8 protein-coding genes and 1 tRNA gene are annotated in these 16,460 nt (G+C 53.3%); 5 read left to right on the top strand and 4 right to left on the bottom strand.

All coding sequences use genetic code 11. The features are described from left to right. Positions 1-12: 12 nt before the first annotated feature. Positions 13-94 (top strand) — tRNA-Leu (locus tag N24_RS13020). A gap of 48 nt (positions 95-142) precedes the next feature. Here N24_RS13020 and N24_RS13015 read toward each other — a convergent pair. Continuing rightward, positions 143-772, bottom strand: coding sequence for a response regulator (locus N24_RS13015; protein WP_096457922.1), 630 nt, complete (start codon positions 770-772; stop codon positions 143-145). Further along, positions 769-1,824, bottom strand: coding sequence for a sensor histidine kinase (locus N24_RS13010; protein WP_157736426.1), 1,056 nt, complete (start codon positions 1,822-1,824; stop codon positions 769-771). Before N24_RS13010 ends, N24_RS13015 begins: the two co-directional genes overlap by 4 nt. 172 nt (positions 1,825-1,996) lie before the next feature. On the opposite strand from N24_RS13010, the gene N24_RS13005 reads away from it, so the two are divergent. After that, positions 1,997-2,854, top strand: a complete 858-nt coding sequence (locus N24_RS13005; protein ID WP_096457916.1) for a CPBP family intramembrane glutamic endopeptidase — start codon at positions 1,997-1,999, stop codon at positions 2,852-2,854. 343 nt (positions 2,855-3,197) lie between these two features. Here the strand turns inward: N24_RS13005 and N24_RS13000 are convergent, their stop codons facing one another. Further along, a complete protein-coding gene (locus tag N24_RS13000; RefSeq protein WP_096457913.1) occupies positions 3,198-3,758 on the bottom strand; it encodes a M23 family metallopeptidase in 561 nt (186 codons plus the stop codon). 176 nt (positions 3,759-3,934) lie between these two features. On the opposite strand from N24_RS13000, the gene N24_RS12995 reads away from it, so the two are divergent. From N24_RS12995 to N24_RS12985, 3 genes are all read left to right on the top strand, one after another. Continuing rightward, positions 3,935-5,125, top strand: coding sequence for a PucR family transcriptional regulator (locus tag N24_RS12995; protein WP_096457910.1), 1,191 nt, complete (start codon positions 3,935-3,937; stop codon positions 5,123-5,125). Then, complete coding sequence (locus tag N24_RS12990; protein ID WP_096460200.1) at positions 5,122-5,328, top strand: hypothetical protein; 207 nt, start codon at positions 5,122-5,124, stop codon at positions 5,326-5,328. The genes N24_RS12995 and N24_RS12990 overlap by 4 nt, the downstream gene beginning before the upstream one ends. Positions 5,329-5,608: 280 nt before the next feature. Next, positions 5,609-14,587, top strand: a complete 8,979-nt coding sequence (locus N24_RS12985) for a type I polyketide synthase (protein ID WP_096457907.1) — start codon at positions 5,609-5,611, stop codon at positions 14,585-14,587. Positions 14,588-14,788: 201 nt separating this feature from the next. On the opposite strand, the gene N24_RS12980 is transcribed toward N24_RS12985, so the two are convergent. After that, entirely contained in the window at positions 14,789-16,015 is a 1,227-nt protein-coding gene (locus N24_RS12980) for a hypothetical protein (protein WP_096457904.1), read from the bottom strand. Positions 16,016-16,460 lie beyond the last annotated feature (445 nt).

Raw genomic sequence — 16,460 nt, 5'->3', positions numbered from 1 at the left:
AACCCGCACCAAGCGCTTGTGGCGGAATTGGCAGACGCGCTGGATTTAGGTTCCAGTGTCCTAGGACGTGAGAGTTCAAGTCTCTCCAGGCGCACAAATAGAAACTGTAGGTCATCAATAAAGATGACCTACAGTTTCTTTTTTATCCCCGTCTTGTGGAATTAACGTAAGTGACAGCGATTTGTACTCGGTTGCTTACTTTCAGCTTGTTCATTATTCGCCCGATGTGAGTTTTCACGGTGGAGAGCGAGAGGAACAGTTGGTGGCATATTTCCTCGTTGGTGAGTCCTCGTGCAATCAGCCGTGTGATGTCGTGTTCTCGGGGGCTTAGTGAATCCAAAGCTGTTGGTTGTGGCACGTGGTGCAGCTCTAAAAGATTGCTGATTACTTCCTGGCTTAAGACAGGTTGAGATGTAGCTGCGCTATGGATGGAAGAAATAAGTGCGGCTGGTGGTGTTGTTTTTAGCAAAAACCCGAGAGCCCCGAGTGATAGTGATGTCACGATGGATTCATCAGTTTCAGTTGCGGTGAGCATGATTACTGCGGGTGGGGACACTTCTTCGCTGATGGTTTTTAATGTTTCCAATCCGTCCATCACGGGCATGCGGATATCTAGTAATACAACATCAATGTTATGAATTGTCAGTTGTTCTAGTGCTTCACGACCATTTTCAGCTTCCGCTGTGACTTTAATAGTGGGGTCAGATTCCACGATGAGGGTAATGCCTGCGCGCATGAGTGGTTCATCATCAACGATAAGTACAGAGATCATGTGGTTTTCCAAGGGAGTTGAAGGTGGACGTGAAAGTCTGGCGAGCTGTGGATCATGAGGGTTCCTCCGGCCAGCTCTGCTCGTTCGGCAAGTCCAATGAGACCGGATCCTTTTGCTAAATGGGTCGTGGCTCCGGGATTTAGGGTAACAATGTGGATGTGTAGCTTGGCATCATCGGCTTGGATGAGGATCTTGATCGGTGAGTCTGATGCATGTTTGCGCGCATTGGTTAGTGCCTCTTGGACGGTGCGGTACACACAGTGGCTTGCCATGGTGTCTAAAGAGTTAAGATCTTCTCCTTTAATATGGACATATTTCAGCGTGATGTCGCTTCCTGCAGCTCGAGCTTGATCAATAAGTACGTCGATCCCTGCGCGAGGGTCAGTTGTTGTTGGTTCTTCTCGAAGTAGTTTCAGTGTGCGTCGCAAATCAGTGACTGCGTCTTCTGCTTGAATTCGAATTTGTTTGATTTGCTGCTGTTGGGTTTCCGGGTCAAGATCTTTGCGAACTTCGAGCGCCCCTGCATAGACACCGATCAGGCTTAGCCTGTGCGATAAGGTGTCGTGCATGTCGCGGGCTATTCTTAAACGTTCTGCGCTGCGGATGTCAGCCTGCCGGGCTTCTATTGCTTTTCGACGCCGCCCCCACCTTCTTGCAGGCACAAACGCCACCCCAATCACAACTAAGATTCCCAATGGACTCCAGAGTTGGAATTGCTCTCCCGGAAGAAGAATAAGATCAGCAAGTCCCGCCAAACTAGCTGCAACAACGGCGCGAATACTTGGCCACAGCTCAAGTGAAGACACGCTGATGAAGAACACTACTAAACCTGCACCCAACCCCAGCATGGAAAAACTGCCAACGAAAATAGTCAGCGTGATGATAACGGCATGACTTTGGTGAGAAAGCGCAAAGGGAAGCAACGCCAATGCGATTAGTCCGATGGCTAAATGTAGGAGTAGGTAAGCGATGCGTGCCGATAGGAAATCGTCTGAAACTTTGTCTAAATCTTGCCAATCGAATATGTCAGGTGTGAGTAAAAGAGTAGCCACTAATCCAAAGATCCAGCACGCCACTACGATCCAGAATTTGGATTTGCCGCCTAATTGATACACAGTCGTCATGCTAGCAACCACTGTGGCAAGGCGGTGTCGGCCGAAAGTACAAATCCTTTGGCCTTATGCCTGATACCGGAGGTGTTAGAAGGCAAGCACAGTAAGTTGCATGAGTCATTCATTTTTTAGGCAGGTAGCAAGATTTAATCCCAAACGCAGATCTCGATTGTGGGCTTTGCTTCGTGAACTTTTGCTCATGGTGGTTGCCGCAATAGTACTTATTGCTTTTGTCTTCATTGTGGCCGTCATTGTCGAACTTCGGTGGGGACTACCCATGCTCAATGAAGAGCTAAATATGAATAAGCCAGTAGATCTAGCTTTTTCTTTAGGGCTTATCAGCGTACTGGCGGTACCAATTTTGATTGGTGTGAAACTAGCTAAAGGCAGGCCACTAGGTTCGCTCTTTTCATCTGAAGCGAAATTCCGATGGCCAATTATGTGGCGGGCATTGGGAGTCGGAGTGGTGGTTTTACTCCCAGGCAATGTGTTGTTCGCAATTTTTGATGACGAAGCCCGATTCACGATCACAACCCAAGGACTATGGATTTTGTGCATTGCATTGGTGCTGATACCAGTTCAGTGTTGGGCTGAGGAACTAATTTTTAGATCCTATCTGGGGCAGCTCGTGGGAACCTTCTTCAAATCTCCGGTGCTGCCCATTCTTGCCCCAATGCCGTTTTTTGTGTGGGGACACGATTATGAGCTTCCCGGCTTAATTTCCATTGGTGTTTTCGCGCTGAGTGCGGGAATAACTGTGTGGTACACCGGAGGAATTGAAGCGACAACTGGACTTCATATCGCCAACAACATGTTGATCTTCATTCTGGGATCGTTTGGCCTTGCAGACCTGAACAACACGGCATCAAGTTGGATGATTGCCATTATTACAGTGATCTTGGATATCTTCATGGCTGTAGTGGTCATGATTGATTACCGGCGTCGACACCTTAAACTTGCTAGTTCTTAAATGAATCCAGGCAACGATCATTTTTAGCGATCTGGTTGGGGCAACCATTCGAAACCGTCATATTCGACCAAATCCATAGGGAGACCAACGATCCTTGGTCTCAAGTGCAAGTTTGCTGACCCGGATACCGGCACATACGACCAAAATGCGGTCTGACATAAGCATTCTTGGTCGCTAGAAGAAGTCAGCTGCAAAAACTGATCTTGAGCCCAGAAAAAGCGACCTCACAGATTCGCCTCTCAACCCCTCACAGACCCTGATTGATACAAACACTCATGCGGAATGTTCGACCGCTTAAACAGCCTGTAAATGGTGGCGGCAAAATTGTGAAAGCAAAGCTTGATTAAACGTAGATGCCGTGGTTTGCCAGCCATGCTTGTGGATCAACTGGGGTGACGCCATCTGGGTGGATCTCGAAGTGGAGGTGGGATCCGGTGGAGAATCCTTGGTTGCCCATTCCTGCGATTTCTTGTCCAGCGCTTACGCGTTCGCCGACGGAGACGTAAAGGTATTCCATGTGTCCGTAGATGGAGATGGATCCGTCGTCGTGTTGGATGCGGATCCATTGGCCGTATCCGGATGCTGGGCCGGAGCTGATCACAGTGCCATCCATGACGGCGTAGATTGGGGTGCCGATGGCGTTGGCGATGTCGATGCCGTTGTGGAAGGTTCCCCAGCGTGGGCCGAATCCGGATGTGAAGGTTCCGTTTGCGGGGCGGGCAACGGTGGTGCCGGTGACTTCTGCGACGGTGTTGTTGACTGCGTTGGTTACACCGGAGGATAGTGCTGAAAAGTCAGTTTGCGCGGATGCTGGTGCCACGGTAGCGGCGGTAGCAGCGCCGGCGACGATAGCAGCGATTGCTAGTCGACGCTTCATGGTGCGGTTGCGTGCGATGTTTAGCATGAGAATCCTTTTCGTGGAGGCTAAAACGGCTTAGTTTGGCCATTTATTAACCAGTCCGTTATCAAGTTGTGACAACGATAGGGGGTACCCCCGATGTTCGACAAGTTTTCGTGCTATCAAATGGGTCATGGTAAGGGTGTCGCATGGTGCAATGATCCCCGCTACCCTGGGATTCCATGGAGAATGTTAGTTCCGTCACCTCGGATGGATCTGTAGCGGATGTGCGGGCCGAGCGGTGGCAAGAATTGCTTGCTCGGCTCGAGGCTGATGCACCGGATATCGCGAAGCGCACTGCCACGAAATTGCTGGCTGAAATCCCGGGCTATGAAGGGGTGGATGCGGAATCGGTGAGGCAATCGTCGATACGCAATATGGCCTTGATTATTCGCGTGATTAACGCGGGCACCGAGCCTGAAGCGGCAAATTTGCCTGAGGCTTTAATGCTTGCCGACGAACGCATAGCGCAAAACGTGCCCCTGGGTAGCGTGCTGCATGGTTTTAGAATGTCCCTGGGGGAAATTCTGGAGCATTTGGTGCAGTTGGGGCCGGAATACAATATTGATCCCGGCAGGATGCTGCGGTGGTCCACCTTGATGTGGGCGGTCAATGATGCCTTTTCCACCAGAGCAACCAGCGTGTACCGCGATCATGAGGTCGCGCAGGCGATTGCTGATTCTGTGAGACGCTCAGAGTGGATTGGTAAGGCCGTGTCGCAGGGCTCTGCTATGTCGGAATTGCTGTGGGGTGCTGCGATGTATGACGTGCCCTCTGTAACTCCTCTTCGAGCACTGGCTGCGGCATCTTCTGATCATGCGCATGCAGAGGGGCAGATTGGAAAGTGGGCGAAGCACGCTGGGGTGAGGGTTTTAACGTCGGTGCAGCCCAGTGTGATCGTGGGGATTGTCATTGGTGAGCCAAAAACCAGCGTCGAAGGTCCCGGTTTTGCTGTCGGGCTGGGTAGGGCAGAGGTGTTGTCTCGGCTGGCTGATTCCTATGAAGATGCATCGCTTGTTTTAAAGGCAGCGAATAACTTGGGGCTCAACTCGGTGTCAACGGCGCAGGATTTGTCGTGGAAGTTGGCTATCCACTCAAATCCCCGGGTCAGTGAAATTCTTGTGCAGAAATACATTGAGCCGTTGAAAGAGTCAGGGGAGTTCGCTCATGAGATAGTTGAGTCTTTGCGTGCGTATTTGGGGAACCAGATGAATATTCCTGCAGCTGCACGCAGCATTCCGGTCCATGTGAATACGCTGCGCTATCGGTTGCGGCGTTTTGAAGAATTAACAGGCTGCTATTTGGAAGATGCCTCAACTATCATCGAGGTGTCCTGGGCTTTGGAAGTGTTGGGAAGGGATGGTCAGTGGTGAGTATTTCACGGGATTTTGATGCCTGGATGGATGAACGAGGCATTGTTGCTGAAGCTGAGGTTATACCGGATCATGCCTGCCAAGTGTTCCTTCCAATGGAAGGTGTGAGAATTTCCCTCAAGCAAACAGAAGGTGAACAACAACACAATAAGAGTGCTCGGCTGGAGGCTGCTCGGGCCATGGTTTCAGACCTGTTGGGCTAGTTCTAACCTGCGTGTTTCCCTAGTGTGCTGCTGAGGTTTTTAGGGGCATGAAAGTTTTGTTTGCAAGGGGATAAATGGCACGATAAGAGAAGCGGAAAATGCCACGCCCGCAAAAGATGACGTTTTCCTCATGATTTGTGGCATATTGTTTTCTATCCAATGTCACCCTGGTGGTTCACAGGCGTGCCATTTTCTTTAAAAGTGTAATAACCGAAACTTCCGGTCAGGATTCGCACGACGTGTTCATCCCGGCTGAGTTATACAAGGAGCGAGTTCTCACGTGACCGAATTGAGCAGGAACTTCGGGGCCAGCCGACTGATTAACCGCTTTGGCCAGGAGCCTTTTGCCTTCGCTTTCGCCGGCCAAGGATATGACTGGTTGAAAACCCTTCGCGCTGCCGTTGCTGCAGGCGCAGGAACAAATGTTGGGGAAATCGTCGAGCGTGCAAACGCATTGCTTGCACCAGTTGCTGATGATCTCATTGGCACCCTTCCATTTGGTTTTGATCCAGTGGCGTGGGCTAATGACTCCGAAGGGCCAGCTTTCGATACTGCGCAGTCTGCAGTAAGTGTGCCAGGTATCTTTGTTTCCCAGATCGCTACCTTGGATTCCCTTGAGGCGCAGCGCCTGGATGTGGATCAGGCTGTATCAAACATCGGCCATTCCCAGGGGGTGCTGGGTGTGCACCTGCTCAAAGACCCAACTCGTGCTGATGAACTTGTTGCCATTGCACAGTTGATCGGTGCAGCGATCACCCGCACCGCACGCATGACTGGCCTGATTGCTCAGGGCGATAACATGCCGATGCTGGCCATTGCAGGTATTACCCGCGAACAGCTTCGGCAAGCTATCGACGCGGCCTGCACCGACGTACCTGCGGAGATCCGCCCGGTTATCGGTCTGCGCAATTCACGTGATTCCTATGTTTTGGTCGGCCGCCCAGATGACAATGCACGCGTGGTCAAAGCAATTGAAAAGATGGCTGCACAAGACAAGAAGGCCATCGAAGATAAACTGCGCGGTGGTGCTGCATTTAACCCTCGTATTTCTGCGCTGAACGTTCAGTCTGCTTTCCACCACCCAGCAATGAACATGGCAGTGGAACAAACCGTTGCATGGGCAACCACCGCTGGTTTAGATGTAGAACTTACCCGCGAGATCGCAGCCGATGTGCTGGTAAACCCTGTTGATTGGGTAGCACGCGTTAATGAAGCATATGAGGCCGGTGCTCGCTGGTTCCTCGATGTCGGACCAGATGGCGGAGTAGTAAAACTTACTGCAAGCATCCTCGAAGGCCGTGGCGCTGATTCCTTCTATGTCGGAGATGCCACAGGCCAGGCCAAGATCTTTGATGCGGGCATGGCACCAGAACTTCCTGTGGATTACCAGGAATTTGCACCTCGCGTTGAGCACGTTGACGGCACCCCACGCCTGGTTACCAAGTTCACTGAGCTCACCGGCCGCACCCCAATGATGCTGGCTGGCATGACCCCAACCACTGTTGATCCAGCAATTGTTGCGGCTGCGGCCAACGGTGGACACTGGGCTGAACTTGCTGGTGGTGGACAAGTCACCCCAGAAATTCTCGAAACCCATATCGCACAGCTCACCGACATGCTTGAACCAGGCATTAACGCCCAGTTCAACTCCATGTTCCTAGATCCATACCTGTGGAAGATGCAGATCGGTGGCAAGCGCCTTGTTCCTAAGGCCCGCGCCAACGGTGCACCCATCGACGGCATTGTGATCACCGCTGGTATTCCTGAAAAGGATGAAGCCGTTGCATTGGTCAAGGAACTTATGCGTGATGGCTTCCCATGGATTGCGTTCAAGCCAGGTGCCATCAAGCAGGTTGACGCAGTACTTGCGATTGCTAAAGAAATTCCAGAACTTCCCATCATCATCCAGATCGAGGGCGGTGTCGCAGGTGGACACCACTCGTGGGAAGACCTCGATGAGCTGCTGATCGCTACTTACGGCAAGGTCCGCGCACTAGACAACGTGGTCTTGTGTGTCGGTGGTGGTATTGGTACTGCTGAGCGCGCTGCTGATTATGTCACCGGTTCCTGGTCTACTTCTTATGGTCTGCCAGCAATGCCAGTTGACGGCATTTTGGTCGGTACCGCTGCCATGGCAACCAAGGAAGCAACCACCTCCCAGGCTGTTAAAGAACTTCTTGTTGCAACACAAGGCTCTGATGGATGGGTTCCTGCCGGTGGTGCCAAGAACGGCATGGCTTCTGGTCGTTCCCAGCTTGGTGCAGATATCCACGAGATCGACAACTCCTTTGCTAAGGCTGGACGCCTTCTTGATGAGGTCGCAGGTGATGATGCTGCCGTGCAGGCGCGCCGGGATGAAATCATCGACGCCATTGGCAAGACCGCCAAGGTGTACTTCGGTGACTTAGGCGAAATGACCTATGAGCAGTGGCTAAACCGCTACCTTGAACTGTCTGGCCCTGTTGATGGTCAGTGGGTTGATCCTTCTTGGAAGGTTCGCTTTGCTCAGATGTTGGAGCGTGCCGAGGCGCGTTTGATTGAACAAGATCATGGCCAATTTGAGCCTAGTGTCACGGTGGAGGGGGGCGTCGATAAGCTTCTTGCTGCTTACCCGAATGCCGCAACCGACCTGCTCACCCCGGCTGATGTCGCGTGGTTCTTGAGCCTGTGCCGTACGCCGGGCAAGCCTGTGAACTTTGTGCCTGTGATCGATAAGGACGTGCGCCGCTGGTGGCGCTCGGACTCCCTGTGGCAGTCCCACGATGATCGCTACACCGCTGATCAGGTGGCTATCATCCCTGGTGTTGTTGCTGTTGCTGGTATTACCAAGGCCAATGAGCCAGTAGCGGAGCTCTTGGATCGCTTTGTTGATGCCACCATCGAGCGCATCACCGAGCATGATTCCCGCTCCCGCGACATCATGGGCAAGGTACTTTCCTCACCGGGCACGTTCTGGGCTGGTCGTAACATCCCATCGGTAATCCACAGCCTCGGCGATGCTGATAAGTGGTCCCGCTCTGAATTTGAAGCATTCCACGGCCCAACAGGCTCCAACTTGGTCTATGAAGACGCCGAGCATGCAATGCTGACCGTGCCTTTGGCTGGATCCACCGCATTTGGCACCACCGCTGAGTTGAAGATCCGTTTCACCAGCCCAATTGATGCACTGCCAAGCGCTGTACCGCTGGTAACCCAAGAAGACGCTGAAGCCGCAATGGGTGAACTGACCCGCATCGCAGCTGGCGGCACCCTGGCAACCGTGAACAACGGCACCGCTACCTGGGAAACTTCCCTTGATGCAGGCGTTATCGCTGATTACAACAACGTCACCGCAGGCTACCTGCCAGCATCCGTTGTTCCAGCGCACACCGCACCTGATGTGTTGGTTGGTCGCGCATGGCCAGCAGTGTTCGCTGCCGTGAAGTCCGCGATTATCCCAGGCACTGATTCCGCATCTGTTGTGGAAGGCATGCTGTCTTTGGTTCACCTCGAGCACCACATTGTGCTCAAGGCCGATATCCCAACCGACGGCGCACTGAAGGTCACTGCAACTGCTGATGAAGTTGTAGACACCGATCTTGGCCGCCTCGTGATCGTGCGCGCAGAAATCGCCGACGCAGAAGGCACCCTGATTGCTACGTTGGCTGAGCGTTTTGCCATCCGTGGACGCAAGGGTAACGCTGTCGCACGCACCAACACCTCCGCGCTGCCTACCACCGTGGACACCCCACGTTCGGCTCGCGCAGTGGCAACCGTGGTGGCACCTGAATCCATGCGTCCTTTCGCTGTGATCTCTGGTGACCGCAACCCAATTCACGTCTCTGATGTTGCTGGCTCCCTGGCTGGTTTGCCAGGTGTGATCGTTCACGGCATGTGGACTTCTGCCATCGGTGAACTGATCGCCGGTGCAGCATTCAACGATGAGCAGACTCAAACCCCTGCAGCCAAGATCGTGGAATACACCGCCACCATGCTGGCACCAGTTCTTCCAGGTGAAGAAATTGAGTTCAACGTTGAGCGCTCCGCAGTAGACAACCGCCCAGGAATGGGTGAGGTCCGCACTGTTAGCGCAACCGTCAACGGCAACTTGGTGCTTACCGCCACTGCAGTTGTGGCAGCTCCATCGACGTTCTACGCATTCCCAGGCCAGGGCATTCAGTCCCAGGGTATGGGTATGGAGGCACGCCGCAATTCCCAGGCAGCTCGCGCTATTTGGGACCGCGCCGATGCACACACCCGCAGCAAGCTGGGCTTCTCCATCGTGGAGATCGTGGAAAACAACCCTCGTGAAGTCACTGTGGCAGGCGAGAAGTTCTTCCACCCTGATGGCGTTTTGTATCTCACCCAGTTCACCCAGGTGGGCATGGCAACCTTAGGTGTAGCCCAGATCGCTGAAATGCGTGAAGCACATGCGTTGAACCAGCGTGCATACTTTGCTGGACACTCTGTTGGTGAATACAACGCGCTGGCTGCTTACGCTGGTGTGCTGTCTTTGGAATCAGTTCTGGAGATCGTCTACCGCCGTGGCCTCACCATGCACCGCTTGGTGGACCGCGATGAAAACGGCCTGTCCAACTATGGGCTTGCTGCACTTCGCCCCAACAAGATGGGTCTAACTGCAGACAACGTCTTTGATTATGTGGCGTCCATTTCGCAAGCTTCCGGTGAATTCCTGGAGATCGTGAACTATAACCTGGCTGGCTTGCAGTACGCAGTTGCTGGAACCCAGGCTGGTCTTGCAGCTCTTCGCGCCGATGTGGAAGATCGTGCACCAGGTCAGCGCGCCTTCATCATGATCCCTGGCATTGACGTGCCATTCCACTCCTCCAAGCTGCGTGATGGTGTGGGCGCGTTCCGTGAGCACCTGGATTCTTTGATCCCAGCTGAGCTGGATCTCGACGTGCTGGTTGGCCGCTACATTCCAAACTTGGTGGCACGCCCATTCGAGCTCACCGAAGAGTTCGTGGCATCCATGGCAGAAGTGGTGGAGTCCACCTATGTCAATGAGATCTTGGCTGATTTCGCCGCTGCCTCTGCCGATAGGCAAAAACTTGCCCGCACCTTGCTCATTGAGTTGCTTGCATGGCAGTTCGCATCACCTGTGCGCTGGATTGAGACCCAGGATCTGTTGATCAAGGGCCTTGAAGTTGAGCGTTTCGTGGAGGTTGGTGTTGGTTCAGCTCCAACGCTTGCCAACATGATGGGCCAAACCCTGCGCCTTCCTCAGTACGCAGACGCCACCATTGAGGTGTTGAACATTGAGCGTGATCGCCCAGTTGTGTTCGCTACCGATGAGGTTGTGCGTGAAGTAGTAGCGGAAACCCCTGCAGAAGCCCCTGAGGCACCTGTAGCAGAAACCCCAGCAGCCCCGGTCGCAGCCCCTGTTGTTGCCACCGGCGGCCCTCGCCCAGATGACATCAGCTTTACACCTTCCGATGCCACTGAAATGCTCATCGCTATCTGGACCAAGGTTCGCCCAGATCAGATGGGTGCAACCGATTCCATCGAAACCCTGGTTGAAGGCGTGTCCTCGCGCCGCAACCAGCTGCTGCTCGATCTTGGTGTGGAGTTCGGCCTCGGCGCAATTGACGGCGCAGCCGATGCTGAGCTTGGTGATCTAAAAGTCACCGTGTCCAAGATGGCGAAGGGCTACAAGGCATTTGGCCCTGTGCTCTCTGATGCTGCAGCTGATGCCCTGCGTCGCCTCACTGGTCCTACCGGTAAGCGCCCGGGTTATATCGCAGAGCGCGTCACCGGTACGTGGGAATTGGGCCAAGGCTGGGCTGACCACGTGGTCGCTGAAGTTGTGATCGGCGCCCGCGAAGGCGCATCCCTGCGCGGCGGAGATCTGGCCTCACTGTCCCCGGCAAACCCAGCGTCTGCAGCAGAACTTGATTCGCTTATCGACGCCGCCGTCCAGGCCGTAGCCTCGCGCAACGGCGTTGCGGTCTCCCTGCCTTCAGCAGGCGGCGCAGCAGGCGGAGTGGTTGATTCCGCAGCTCTTGGAGAATTCGCAGAACAAGTAACCGGACAAGACGGCGTGCTTGCTCAGGCAGCCCGCACCATCTTGACCCAGCTTGGACTTGATAAGCCAGCAACCATTTCCCTAGATGACACCGCAGAGGAAGACCTCTACGAGTTGGTCTCCAAGGAACTAGGTTCTGATTGGCCACGCCAAGTTGCACCAAGCTTTGATGAAAACAAGGTTGTTCTGCTCGATGACCGTTGGGCTTCTGCACGTGAGGATCTCACCCGCGTTGCTCTTGGTGAGCTTGCGGCAACTGACATCGATGTCACTGGTAGTGGCGAAGCTGTTGCAGCACAAGCTGAATTCTTTGGTCTTGATGATCTCGCAGCTCAGGCCCGCGATCTTGGCTCTTTGGATTACGCCGACGATGTTGCAGTCGTAACCGGTGGATCGCCGAACTCGATCGCGGCGGCGGTCGTCGAAAAGCTTCTTGCTGGCGGTGCAACTGTTATCGCCACGACCTCCAACCTGGGCCATGACCGCCTGGAGTTCTACAAGGATCTCTACGCACGTTCCGCACGTGGTACAGCAGCTCTCTGGGTTGTTCCAGCTAATTTAAGCTCTTTCTCAGATATCGATGCCATCATCAACTGGGTTGGATCCGAGCAAACCACCACAGTCAACGGTGCATCCAAGCTGGTCAAGCCAACATTGGTGCCAACCTTGCTGTTCCCATTCGCGGCACCACGCGTTTCCGGATCTATGGCAGATGCAGGCCCACAGGCAGAATCCCAGATGCGTCTTCTGCTCTGGTCGGTCGAGCGCCTCATCGCAGGCCTTGCACCACTGGGTTCTGCTAGCAACGTTGGACACCGCTTGCACGTGGTCATTCCAGGTTCACCAAACCGTGGACGCTTTGGCGGCGACGGCGCATACGGTGAATCCAAGGCAGCTCTTGACGCCGTGGTTACCCGTTGGAACGCGGAGCAAGCTGCATGGGGAGCTAACACCTCCCTCGTGCACGCACACATCGGTTGGGTTCGCGGCACTGGCCTGATGGGTGGTAACGATCCTTTGGTCAAGGCAGCCGAAGAAGCAGGCGTGGAAACCTACTCAACGCAAGAAATCGCAGAGAAGCTGCTGTCCCAGGCGACTTCTGATGTCCGTGAGCAGGCAGCTTCTGCTCCAATCACGGTCGACTTCACTGGCGGACTTGGTGAGTCTGACCTGAACCTGGCAGAAATGGCACGCGCGGAAGCAGCCAAGGCAGCAAACGCGCCAGTCGTTGAGACTCCACGCACCGTGGCAGCACTGCCAACTCCTTACAGGCCAGTGGTTCAAACCACCCCCGACTTTGCAGGTCAAGTCACCCAAGACCTCGATGAGATGGTTGTTATCGTCGGAGCCGGCGAGCTCGGACCATTGGGTTCTGCTCGTACGCGTTTCGACGCCGAACTCAACGGTTCCCTCACCGCCGCAGGTGTCATCGAACTGGCATGGACCATGGGACTAATCCACTGGGATGAAGATCCAAAACCAGGCTGGTACGACGACTCCGACGAGGCAGTGGCTGAAGAAGACATCTTCGACCGCTACCACGATGAAGTAATGGCACGCGTTGGCGTGCGCAAGTACAACGACATGCCTGAATACGGCATGATCGATAACTTCGCACCAGAGCTGACCACCGTCTACCTCGACCATGACCTCACCTTCAATGTGGGATCCCGCGAAGAGGCACTGACCTACGTCGACTCTGAGCCAGAACTCACCTTTGCATCCTTCGATGAAGCAGCAGGGGAGTGGAAGGTTACCCGCAAGGCAGGTTCTGCGATCCGTGTGCCTCGCCGCATGGCTATGACCCGCTTTGTTGGTGGTCAGGTGCCAAAGGACTTCAACCCAGCTGTATGGGGAATCCCAGCAGACATGGTGGACAACTTGGACACCGTCGCGCTGTGGAACATTGTCTGTACTGTCGATGCATTCCTCTCTGCTGGTTTCACCCCAGCGGAACTGCTTGCAGCTGTTCACCCAGCTCGCGTGTCCTCCACCCAGGGCACCGGCATGGGCGGCATGGAATCCCTCCGCGGCATCTACGTGGACCGCATTCTGGCAGAGCCACGCGCCAACGACGTCTTGCAGGAAGCACTGCCCAACGTTGTTGCAGCTCACGTCATGCAGTCCTACGTCGGTGGCTACGGTCAGATGATTCACCCAGTGGCAGCTTGTGCAACCGCAGCTGTTTCTGTGGAAGAAGCTCTGGACAAGATCCGCATCGGCAAGTCCGACTTCGTTGTTGCAGGTGGCTTTGATGCTCTATCTGTTGAAGGCATCACCGGCTTCGGCGACATGGCTGCAACCGCTGATTCCGCAGAAATGGAAGGGAAGGGAATTGAACACCGCTTCTTCTCCCGCGCCAACGACCGTCGCCGCGGTGGATTCATCGAATCCGAAGGTGGCGGAACCGTCCTTCTGGCACGCGCATCACTTGCAGCTGACCTGGGACTACCAGTACTCGGTGTCATCGGATTCGCTGAATCCTTCGCAGACGGTGCACACACCTCCATTCCAGCTCCAGGACTTGGTGCCCTTGGCGCTGCCCGCGATGGAGTGGAATCCCGCCTTGCAGTAGCACTGCGTTCTGTTGGTGTTGCCGCTGATGAGATCTCGATTATCTCCAAGCACGACACCTCCACCAATGCGAATGATCCAAACGAGTCTGACCTGCACGAGCGCATTGCATCTGCTATCGGTCGTGCAGACGGCAACCCGATGTACGTGATCTCCCAGAAGACACTCACCGGACACGCAAAGGGTGGTGCAGCAGCATTCCAGATGATTGGCCTCACCCAGGTTCTTCGTTCCGGACTGGTGCCAGCCAACCGCGCACTTGACTGCGTTGACCCAGTACTGGCCAAGCACTCCCACTTGGTCTGGCTGCGCAAGCCACTGGATCTTCGTGTAAAGGCTCCAAAGGCAGGTCTTGTTACCTCACTTGGATTCGGACACGTGTCTGCTCTGGTTGCGATTGTTCACCCAGATGCTTTCTACGAGGCAGTTCGTGTGGCTCGTGGTGCTGAGGCTGCTGACGCATGGCGTGCCTCCGCGATTGCTCGTGAAGAAGCAGGTCTTCGCACCATCGTCGCCGGCATGCACGGTGGCGTACTGTACGAACGCCCAGTTGAGCGCAACCTTGGTGTCCACGGTGATGCAGCTAAGGAAGTTGAAGCTTCAGTCCTCCTGGATTCCCGCGCCCGCCTAGTTGATGGTGTTCTTCGCGCCGAAGGCTAGTTGGTTATTGCGGGGTTGAGCCCTTCAAGCGGTGTCCCTTGTTGGGATGTCGTGTGAGGGGCTTTTTGGTTTGCCCGACATAGGTTCGTCCTTATAGGTGGAAGCCTCTGGAAAGAGAAGGTGGTTTAACTTCTAGCTGATGGCAGCTGCGTCACCAGTGAGGGGATGTTGGAAGGTTTCCAAACTGCAGTTATTACGTAGTTAGGCATTGCTTTTTGGTTCTAGTTCAGCCCCATGCCACTTAGGAACAGGCTCAATTGAACTGACCTCAAAGGTAGCAAGTTTGCAATTTTTTAAATACTGGGAATCTGGACGGAAAACACTTCGTCTTCTATCAGTTATTTTGCGAAACTTGGAATAGGAAGTCCCATCAGGAGAAGATACTGGAACATAATAAAACCCTTCGTCAGCTTCAAAAAAGAGGTCTTTTTGGAAGCCTACTAGCCCTTTGCCTGAAGTGATCGCATCTTGCAATAGAATGGTTCCTGTTTCATACTCTCGTCCGTCACCAAAAAATGAAAGACGGCCGATGATATGTGCATGACTAAAGTCAATTTGACCTTCGGTTCCAGAGGCACCCAGATTAATTCTAATAAGGCAATCATCCTCTATTCGAACGGCCATACAATTTAGCTGTGTTTCTAAACTTGGTGAGATTTGGACCTCTGCTCCCGCCATAACACCACTTCTCATTAAGGAGATACGTCCTTTGCCCGTGCTTGCAATAAAGAGGTTCGCCGCAATGGTGACATCGCGTATTGAGACTGAACTATTATCGAATTCGAATATGAGATTCACTTCTTCTTCAAACTCAGCCCGGTCTAGAATGAGCTTCTGAATTTTTACCTGATTCCAGGAAAAATCTGGTAGAGATGCCCCGGTTAAATCAATCGTCAAATCAGACCAACTTGTAAACTCCGGATTTAGCACTGAGGTGTGCGATTCAATTAGATTCAGGACAGTACGCACAGGGACTTCTGAAGTCATATTGTTGGCGGAACCAGTCAAGCGAAGATAGGCGCACAATACATCAACACACTGTTGTCGATGCCCTACCCATTCATCGGCAAGCCAGCTTAAGGCGTAAATGCCCGCAAGTTGAACTGATGCATTTTCACTTCCAATTTGCTCACATGCGGCCCGGTAACGCTCAGCCAAAGAAGATGCATCAGATCTTAAGCTTTCAGCTTCTGAAATTCTTTGCTTCCTGTATGAATATAACATTGCGAAGATTCCGCCGAACAAGGCAGATATGGTGCCTGTTGCCCGGGCAGTATCTAAGATCTGTGAGGGCGAAAGAGATTCATTTGGCCATCCGAATCCATTAACTTCCACTCCACTTAGCAAAAGGAATACTACGAAAACCCCCCAAATTCCTCCTAATGATAGAATTGAAATAAGCCCGATGGCTAAGTTGAAGTTCATCATTTTGGGAGTATGTCCTACTACCGCTCCGCTTTGGTGTACCATGCCTTAATGGTAGGCGATGAGAAATAGTTTTAAGTAAATCGCGGTATTTTAGCGTCGGAATCTGGCTGTTGTCAATTCTATATCTTGATTAAGTCCATATATTCTTGGCTGAAGGTGAGTTCCGTACCCCCAACGGTGATTATTTAGCGATGAATTTTCATTTCCTCGCTTAGACACAGCTCCAGGTTGAGTAATAGATATTCGCCTTTTGCTGGTGGCCACGAGGGTAAGGGCGCGAAAATCTGCGCTACAATGAACAACGATGGAAAAAGTATTCCGGCATCTTTAAGTGGTGCCCAGTAGAATCCCCGTGTCTTCACTAAGATCCCCAACCATTGCTTTTGAGCATTGGCTCCAAGGCTTGTTATGATTTCGCCTCAAGAAGGCAGGAACTCTAGCTTAA

The organism is Corynebacterium suranareeae, assembly GCF_002355155.1.
Classification (GTDB): Bacteria; Actinomycetota; Actinomycetes; order Mycobacteriales; family Mycobacteriaceae; genus Corynebacterium; species Corynebacterium suranareeae.
This window is presented reverse-complemented; position numbering and strand designations above follow the sequence as displayed.